Below are 7157 nucleotides of genomic sequence, written 5' to 3' on the forward strand. Positions count from 1 at the left end.
CCCCCGAATCCACCGTTCCAGAAAAAGTAATCCGATTTAAGATAAAAAAACGCACCGCTTTTTCAAAATCGGTTAACTTTAAATCTTCCCTTGTCAAATCTTGAAATAATTCTCGTCCGTCATCATATTTTTGTTTAATTTTTGTTATTTTTGCTACCAATAACTCAATATTTTCTTGAGCGCATTGCCAGAAACAAAATAAATCATAATTTAAGTCATTAATCCAATAGGTTTTTATTTGTTGTCCAAAGAGTTGCTTAACGGCAAAAAACACAGAGCCACCACCAAAAAAAGGTTCTCGATATTCCCTAATATTCACAGGAATTTGCGGCATAATTTGCTTAATTGCTCGGGATTTTCCACCGGGATAACGCAGAGGACTTTTAATTTTTGACATTTTATACTAAATCCGTTTATTAAAGACTGATTATCTTTTGCCCCTTGCATGAGTGCCGGTCCTGATATGTAGCCTATACACATAAGAATTCCATTTAATTCCACATTTATGACTCGTATCCTAAGGTTACCAAAACCACTTCTTCCAATTGGGCAATTATTTCGGGACTCAGTTGTCCCAGTGTGCGGATCAAACGAGTTTTATCCAGCACTCTCATCTGAAAACATAGGGCAACAGAATCTTGCCCGAGTCCACCATTACCCTGTTCTATCAGTAAGCATATAGGCAAAGCAGCGCGACGTTGGTTGGTGGTGAGCGGAATAGCAATGATCGTAGTTGAGAACTGGGAAACAAGGTCATTCTGGAAAATGATGACGGGACGAATGCCCGCTTGTTCAGAACCTTGAGTTGGATTGAGGTCGGCTAACCAGACTTCACCCCGTTTCAGAGGATTAGTGATCATTGGTCTTCTTGATGGAGTATTACTGCATACTCATTCATCCCTTCTTCAGCAAAGGCGCGATCTTCATCAGCAAACTCCGCAAAAAGATCGGCCAGTTGCATTGGATCGAGAACAGCCTGATGACGCTGACTGCGAAACTTTAACAAGGCGATAAAATCAGCCACTTGCTGAAGCTGATTATCAGTCAGTCGATCCAAGTCTTGCTTAAGAGCTTCAGCGCTTACTGGCATAGGAAGAAAAAACATTCCGACTTCCCCATTATAAGAGATCCTGGCCAACAGCCGTCTTCAACAAACCCCCATGAGTCCCTGAGCGCGTAGCGGGCTAGGGAAGACGTTCAGACGCTTTGAGCGATCGCTTGTTGGAGCAGTTCAGTGATAATTCAATAGGGAAAAATCCCAATGTCGATAATTTCCTAACCCACTTGTTAGACAAGCTAATCTACAAGGTAGTCGGCAAGAAATCGGCTAACATCTTTAATCATGTCAGAAACATCTTGAACTGTAAATTCATTCTGTTTTCCATGGGCAGCACTATTACGAATGTCTGCGATCGCTGTTATTCGCTTTTGATTAAGTTTGTTATATACACCAGCTTTTGCCAAGTCGGAATTCATTTTATCTAACTTCCCATGCGGAATCCCACTTCTATCACATAACTCTCGCAATGCCGTCTCTAACACAACTCCTGCAATCACAGCCGCAGCGGTATAATAACCACTAGAAAAAAGCTCATTTGCTTGTTCAAGCTCAGAATCAAAAACTTCGGCTTGAACCAGTGTTTTAATAGACGAGAGATAACCACCCTCAAAATCTTCTTTTGCTGCCAAAAATACCGCTTTAAATGCCTTAAATATCCCATAAGTTGTATGATACCCGCTCTCTTCTTCCCGCTCAAATTGTTTGAAGTGCTGAGAATCTTCACCACAAACTTTAGACAATAAGTTTTTTACTTTTACCTTCCAGCTTAAAAGTAAGTTGCTATCGACTTCATTGGTGCCGCCAATTATCTCTGTTCGGAGAACTTTTTTAGAAGATTCTAATTGGGATGCTTGCTCCTCTAGCTCTTCAAATCGCTGCTTAAAAACTTCTTTCAACGTCATAAGTAGGTAGGTGTTAAAAATTATCATATACCACCCTTATCAAGGAGGCAGGGGGGATCAAAGACAAAATCTATCTTCAATTTAATTATAACCACTTACTTAACCTTAAAAGAAGTGAATTCCGTCTAACGACCAAGTTAGTCCTCGTGCTTCTCCCCCGACTTCTACTTACTTTGTCTAGCTTGACCAACTTTTAACCATGCAAAGATTTGTTGTGGAGTCAGTGTCAACTGAACCCCTGCAATTACCTTAAGTTGGTGATCCCCTCTGCAAACTTCCGGCTCTTGTTGGTCCGTAAACATTAAAACAGAATAATCATCTGGATCAAGCATCCATCCTAATTTACTGCCATGTTTTAAACAATGTAGAATGTTGTCAATTACACGGTTTACCTTTTGATCTGGTGAAAGAATTTCGATAGTCCAATCAGGTGCTTCGGTAAAGTCGTCCTCTGGTTCACCTGCTTGATTGAGGTTAATTCGATTCCATGCAATTACGGCAACATCAGGAACGATCGAACGCCCGCCAAAGGTACATCGCAACTCAGGTAAGGCTGTATAATCAGCAGTGTGGCTGTCAACCTCAGCTAAAAGACGTTTTTGTAGGATAGAGTGTCGAGTCTTAGGCATCGGTTTCTGAATTGCGACTCCATCCAGGTATTCCCATGCTGGAGAATCCTCCAAATATGGCAATTTGAGGAAATCTTCAAGGTTGATACCCTGAGTCAAGGAAGTCGTCATCGGTTCAAGCAAAGGTTTTTTTGTGACTTTATTATAAATCTCTGACTAGATTATACTCTGTCTGATTGATTCTGTCCAAGATTTGATGGCAATTCGGACATTCAATTGTTTCATTTAAAAGAGCAAGCTTTAGGGAAATTGTCTCATCAATTTTTTGATAATTTACCACTGTTACATTTGGTAAATCGAGGAGTTGATCAAAATTTATCCACATAACCCACCTCCTGTTCTGTATTACTATTATAGCAATTTCCCTAGTTGTGAGGTACAGAGTCTTAGGTTTTGAGGAGTCAGGAGTTAAGATTTTGGTGTACCTCATGAGATTGGGAAACGCTATATAATTACACCATCCTCACACAAAACCTAGAAGAGCCGATTAGCGATCGCACTGAATTAGTTGGGACGAAATGCAACAAAACAGGTTATTTATTTTATGCTCCATAATACTTGCTGCTAAATCCTACAGATAGTGGTGCGCCATCATACTGACAAGATACACTGATCTTTAACTTTCTCTTGTGGTCGTAATACGTGTGGAAGTGTGTTTGTGTACGAGCTAGTTCTAACTCAGATGGGTTAATACTAAGTACTCCTAAAATCACCTCAGAATCGAACGGTCGGCTCTGACTCCAAGGAGCAGTCTTTTTTAGTTCAATATCTACATAATTAATAAAATTTCCTTCTGCCTCTAACAGCATATGAGCTTGCTCAGAGTCAATGATAATGTTGCCTACTTTATTGGGTTTACCGCCAACTGCCCTTGCCGCATCTGCGATAGACATCCCCATATACTGAAAAGGGCGATGGAAGGGTGAACTCAGCACATATAAGCCATAATCAATAGCTGCTCTATTTATGGCATCTCCAAGTGTCAATGTTCCGAGATAATCACCGTTTTTAGAAGCAACAGTGGCGTGTGAATTAACTATTGAAAGAATTTGGCTAGGTAATATGTTTATAGCTTTCTCAAACTGATTTTGGATAGGAACTGGAATTGAGACTGTTTGTTGTTCCTGCCAATTTTTATTATGTGAACGGAGAAAATCCTGCGGAAAAGACCAATAGAAACAACTGTTTTGACAATCAACGACAATCAGGAATGTTGGATTTGGTTGAAGTAACCAATAATTGAGGGTTGCAACTTTAATGGGAACTGTAATTGAATTACTTTCTAATTTGGCTTCTTCTTTCCCTTTACATTGAATATTAAACAACTTTCCAGTTGGGTGCCCCCCCTGCATAATTTCACAAATGAAGTCGATACCTAAATCTCTCTCTTGAGGGACAGGAATAACGTTGCAGAATTCAACCAAAAAAGAACTGAGTAGATCGGCAGCAGTGACACCGATCTTTTGAGAATTAGTACGTTTAGGTAACCTGGTCATTGTGGCACTTGAGATTTTCCTACAATTTTAACTCAGCTTCAATTGAGAGGGACGGCAGGTAATGAACATCAATGCTGATTTAGCAGCCTAACTATTTATTAGACTGACAGTTTCCGTCTAAAATCACGATTTAGGGTGATTGGACTGACAACTTCATTGTACTTCCAATGGCGATCAACGACTAACAAAGTTCGTACTATTTCACGAAAATGTTCGCTGGCATAACCAATTAGATTAACCATCTACTTAACCGTTGGTTTGCGGAATTTAGAAGGAGAGGGAAAATATTCTACCCGTTCATTTTTAAGCGCTTGTGCCATGAAATCGCGCCAAATGGGAGCGGCAAAACCACCACCGGTGATACCTTTACCTAAAGTGCGGTTTCGGTCATCTCCAATCCACACCGCGGTGGCTAATTGGGGAACATAACCGACAAACCAGACATTTTTCTCGTTATCGGTAGTACCGGTTTTTCCCGCTGCCGGACGACCGATTTGGGCCGAGGTGGCTGTTCCTCCCTGAATCACTCCCTGTAACACAGAATTAAGGGAAGCGGTGGCCCAGGGGTCTAAAACTAGCTTCGGTTTGGGTGTATTATCGAGCATGACGTTACCACGGCTATCAGTAACACGCATGATAAAGGTAGGCTCGGAATGCCAGCCATTACTGGCAAAAGTAGCGTAGGCCCCCGCCATTTCCAGAGGTGTCACATCCACGGAACCTAAAGGTAAAGAAGTCACGGCAATTAAAGGACTCTCGAAACCCAACAGACGACAGACTTCAATGACTTTATTCAACCCGACGCGACGACCGAGAACAACTGCGGGAATATTCAGAGACTGCATCAGAGCGCTACGCAGGGAAACTTGACCAGAATAGCCGCCACCGTAGTTTTTTGGGCTATAGAAGCCGCCGGCCTCGCGAAAACGTATGGGAGCATCATTAACCACCGTTTCAGGGGTAAAACGACCACTAGCGAAGGCAGTATAATAGACGAAAGGTTTAAAAGCTGACCCTGGTTGACGACGGGATTGAATGGCGCGGTTTAATTGACTTTTATTGTAATCAACGCCACCGACGAGCGCCTTGACGAAATGGGTGCGGGGATCCACTGCGACCAGAGAAATTTGTAGGTCTTTGGTACGAATACCGCGACCACGCAAGCTATTATAGGCTCGTTGGATGGTAGATTCGGCCATGTTTTGAAAGTCGAGATCGATCGTGGTTTGAATCCGCATTCCCCCTTTAGTTAGGGTTTCCTTGCCAAATTTTTGCCGCAATTCTGCCACCACTGCATCGGTAACGTAGGGTAATTTACTTTCTTGCCAAGCGGTGGGTTTACCCAGTTTCAGAGGTTCCTTTAAAGCGGCCTCTTCCTGTGCGGGGGTAATCCAACCTAAGCTACGCATCCGACTGAGAACCAGTGCCTGTCTTTCCTTGGCGGTTTTATAATTATTAAAAGGACTATAAACTTCCGGCGCTTGGATTAATCCGGCCATCATCGCCGATTCTGCTAAATTTAACTCGACAGCGGGTTTATTAAAATAACTTTTAGCGGCGGTTTGCACTCCGTAATTATTATGACCCCAATAGATATTATTGAGGTACATTTCCAGAATGTCATTTTTGCTAAAAACCTGTTCCACTCGTACTGCCAGGACTGCCTCGGCTAATTTACGGCTAACGGTGCGCTGATGGGAAAGAAAAATATTTTTGACTAACTGCATGGTGATAGTAGATGCACCTTCCACCACACCGCCACTTTTCCAGTTAGCGACTACTGCCCGGCCGATACTATTAGGATTAATACCACGATGGTGATAAAAATGGCTATCTTCGATCGCCATCACTGCGCGTTTCAGATTGGGAGATATTTGATCGAGTTCCACCACTTCCCGATTCGCTTCTCCGTGTAAGCTGGTCAGGGGTCTGCCTTTAACATCGTAGATATAACTGGTTTCCGTGGGGACGTAACCCCGTAAAATCCTCACATCGGGTAGATTGCGGTAACTAATCGCTAATCCTACCACAGCCCCCGTCACCACGGCCGTGGATACCATCAACAGGCCGAGAGCGGTTCCTCCTGCAACTCTAGAGACTCCTTGGAAAAAGCTATCCGAGTCACTATTAGGTTTCTGCTCTTTGTCTTGATTGCCGAGGGTACTGGTGGACACGATGGTTACAATTTCCTTTTTCCAAGAGGGGACTGATCGATCGAACTGGTTTGAAAGTCTATTCTAAAGGTTTTGTTAAAAAATCGAATACTAGCTTACCGCAATTATGGCCGATCTGGCTCTAGTTTGATCGGTCATGACAGCGCGATTCGGGGCAGCATAGTTAGGTATCAGCGACAAAATAGGGTATCGCGGGTATTTCTGCCAGTTACTGGGTTAGTTCCCGTCGCTCTCTCACAAAGATATTTTTCCACATCCGAGCGAATAATTGCATCGGTAAAATCGGCCCCGTCGATAATTGCACCTTTGATTAAAATGTTAGTGGCAAAAGCTCCTTCGAGAACGGCATTGGTAAAGTTGGCTTTGGTTAAACGGGCCGATTCTAAATCCACATTTCTCATATTGGCATCGCTAAAGTTGGCCCCCTCCAAGTTGGCAGAAAAAAAGCGTACTCCTTCCAGATTGGCATGACTGAAGTTACTACCGCGCAGATTAGAGTGATCGAAGGTGGAATCGCGCAAATCCTGCCCCGCAAAGTCGTTATCGGTCAAATTGCGATTATTATAACTTAGCGCTTGGGCCGGAGCCAAGGAGAATAATAATACTAATATACTAGCAAAAAAGGTTAGTAGAGTTTTGCGAGAAAATTGCGCCATATTGCCACCTGATCAATCAACCCTTTCTATAATAAGCTGTACTGCATTTAAACCGCCTATTGGAAATTTTAGTACAAATGCTCGAACTACCCGCTTCCCTATAGTTAGTAAAAGTATAGTCAAATATAGACAGACTGAATTCCATTTCAGAAATTCCCTTCACTTTTACTTCGAGAGATTAATTCTCCTTGGGTGAACTACGCACCTCTCTATCCCATAGCGGTTAAACGCATTTGGGAA

Annotated in this window: 9 protein-coding genes and 1 pseudogene; all 10 read right to left on the reverse strand. The window is 42.6% G+C overall.

The features are described from left to right. Positions 1-397: DNA adenine methylase (locus tag IM479_RS11170; RefSeq protein ID WP_287684226.1), on the reverse strand; the 397-nt coding region annotated here is incomplete at its 3' end. A gap of 106 nt (positions 398-503) precedes the next feature. Beyond that, a complete protein-coding gene (locus IM479_RS11175) occupies positions 504-860 on the reverse strand; it encodes a type II toxin-antitoxin system PemK/MazF family toxin (protein WP_287684227.1) in 357 nt (118 codons plus the stop codon). Then, positions 857-1105 (reverse strand): hypothetical protein, encoded by a 249-nt coding sequence (locus IM479_RS11180; protein WP_287684228.1) that lies wholly within the window; start codon positions 1103-1105, stop codon positions 857-859. Before IM479_RS11180 ends, IM479_RS11175 begins: the two co-directional genes overlap by 4 nt. A gap of 191 nt (positions 1106-1296) precedes the next feature. Next, positions 1297-1962, reverse strand: a complete 666-nt coding sequence (locus tag IM479_RS11185) for a DUF4145 domain-containing protein (RefSeq protein WP_287684230.1) — start codon at positions 1960-1962, stop codon at positions 1297-1299. 164 nt (positions 1963-2126) lie between these two features. Further along, a complete protein-coding gene (locus IM479_RS11190) occupies positions 2127-2702 on the reverse strand; it encodes a Uma2 family endonuclease (protein WP_287684232.1) in 576 nt (191 codons plus the stop codon). Positions 2703-2736: 34 nt separating this feature from the next. Then, positions 2737-2916: pseudogene (locus IM479_RS11195) on the reverse strand (ISL3 family transposase); the annotation flags it as partial. Between the two features lie 217 nt (positions 2917-3133). After that, entirely contained in the window at positions 3134-4087 is a 954-nt protein-coding gene (locus tag IM479_RS11200) for a DUF4365 domain-containing protein (RefSeq protein ID WP_287683267.1), read from the reverse strand. A gap of 98 nt (positions 4088-4185) precedes the next feature. Next, complete coding sequence (locus IM479_RS11205; protein ID WP_287684234.1) at positions 4186-4329, reverse strand: hypothetical protein; 144 nt, start codon at positions 4327-4329, stop codon at positions 4186-4188. After that, positions 4330-6261 carry a transglycosylase domain-containing protein gene (locus IM479_RS11210; RefSeq protein ID WP_287684235.1) on the reverse strand — a complete coding sequence of 644 codons (1932 nt, stop codon included), beginning with the start codon at positions 6259-6261 and terminating at the stop codon, positions 4330-4332. It abuts the gene before it with no gap. Between the two features lie 170 nt (positions 6262-6431). Beyond that, a complete protein-coding gene (locus tag IM479_RS11215) occupies positions 6432-6917 on the reverse strand; it encodes a pentapeptide repeat-containing protein (protein ID WP_286827193.1) in 486 nt (161 codons plus the stop codon). Positions 6918-7157: the final 240 nt, after the last annotated feature.

Source organism: Microcystis sp. M165S2, from assembly GCF_020245885.1.
Classification (GTDB): Bacteria; Cyanobacteriota; Cyanobacteriia; order Cyanobacteriales; family Microcystaceae; genus Microcystis.